Genomic DNA, 1,432 nt, shown 5'->3' on the forward strand with positions numbered 1-1,432 from the left:
ATTCGTGACAAAACGCCTGTCGGTGAAAAAGTCGCCATTGTTGGTGCTGGTGGTATTGGTGTTGATGTTGCAACAATGATTACCGAGCCAGCAGGGCAAACGTTGGATGATTGGCTGCATGAATGGGGCATTGATAAAGAAATGTCGCAACCAGGTGGACTGTACCCATACCCAGACGCGGTGAGTGACAAAGAAGTGTGGGTGCTTCAACGTCGCAAAGGTCGTGTTGGTAAAGGACCGGGTAAAACGACAGGGTGGATTCATAAACGCACATTAGAAAAACGTGGAGTGCATCTGCTTGGTGGCGTGTCTTATGACAAAATTGATGACAACGGTTTACACATTCATGTAGATGGTAAGGCGCAGCTTTTAGAGGCTGATAAAGTCGTTATTTGTGCGGGACAGGAATCAGTACGTCCGTTTGAAGACAAGTGGTCTGAACTTGGTGAAAAACTGCATATCATCGGTGGTGCTGATCATGCCGGTGAGTTGGATGCAGTGCGCGCAATTCGCCAAGGCGTAAAACTTGCTGTGAAGCTATAACATCGAGCTTTATATGACTCAAAAGCTGCGTGTGATGCGCAGCTTTTTTGTTTCTGTCACTCTCGGTTTGTGTGAATCATCACGATAATCCCTAAAAAACAGATTGTTATTAGAGTGAGAGGATTATGCTAAAGTGAGCAGCAAAGAAAATAACAGTTAGATTCAATAAGGACTCGCTCATGGAAGCTCTCGATCTTTTGCTTAACCGTCGCTCTATCGCTAAATTATCTGCGCCAGCACCAGAGGGCAAAGCGTTGGAGAATATTATTCGTGCAGGTCTTCGTGCTCCTGACCATGCGGGCTTAACCCCTTGGCGTTTTGTGATTGCTCAAGGTGATGGTTTGAAGAAGCTATCAGATATTTTGGTGAAAGCCGCGATTGCAGACCATAGTGATGAAGTCGTGATCGAAAAAGTGAAAAATGCGCCGTTTCGTGCCCCAATGGTCATTACCGTGATCGCGAAAGTAACCGAGCATGAAAAAGTCCCTGCATTGGAACAATATCTTTCTGCAGGCTGCGCTGTTCAAGCAATGCAGATGGCGGCGGTTGCGCAAGGTTTTCAAGGTTTTTGGCGTTCGGGTAAATGGATGTTCCACCCTGAGGTACATCAAGCATTTGGCCTAGAAGGTGAAGATGAAATTGTTGGATTTCTATACCTTGGTACACCAGGTTGTACTCCAATGAAAGTGCCAGAGCGCGATTTGTCTAAGTTTGTTGAATTTCAATAAATACATACCTAGATAACGCTTACTGTTCATTTATACAGTTTTTCCTTGATTTCTTAGGGCTACATTCGATAATGTGGCCCTAATTATTTTGATTTCCAATTCCTTATGTCTCGTCTGTTTATTGCTGAAAAACCCAGTCTAGGCCGTGCTATTGCGGCGGC

General features: G+C 45.0%; 2 protein-coding genes. Both read left to right on the forward strand.

Features of this window, described 5'->3' with window-relative positions:
- A partial coding sequence (locus R7M72_RS24630) for an FAD-dependent oxidoreductase (RefSeq protein WP_318056406.1) occupies nucleotides 1–543 on the forward strand: 543 nt, incomplete at its 5' end.
- A gap of 179 nt (nucleotides 544–722) precedes the next feature.
- Nucleotides 723–1,271 (forward strand): NAD(P)H nitroreductase, encoded by a 549-nt coding sequence (locus tag R7M72_RS24635; protein WP_053319832.1) that lies wholly within the window; start codon nucleotides 723–725, stop codon nucleotides 1,269–1,271.
- The last annotated feature ends 161 nt before the right edge of the window (nucleotides 1,272–1,432 follow it).

It is taken from the genome of Vibrio sp. YT-18, assembly GCF_033337345.1.
Lineage (GTDB): Bacteria > Pseudomonadota > Gammaproteobacteria > Enterobacterales > Vibrionaceae > Vibrio > Vibrio alginolyticus.

Coding starts and splice junctions, on each gene's coding strand:
- R7M72_RS24635 (WP_053319832.1), top strand. CDS start 723: ATGGAAGCTCTCGATCTTTTGCTTAACCGTCGCTCTATCGCTAAATTA.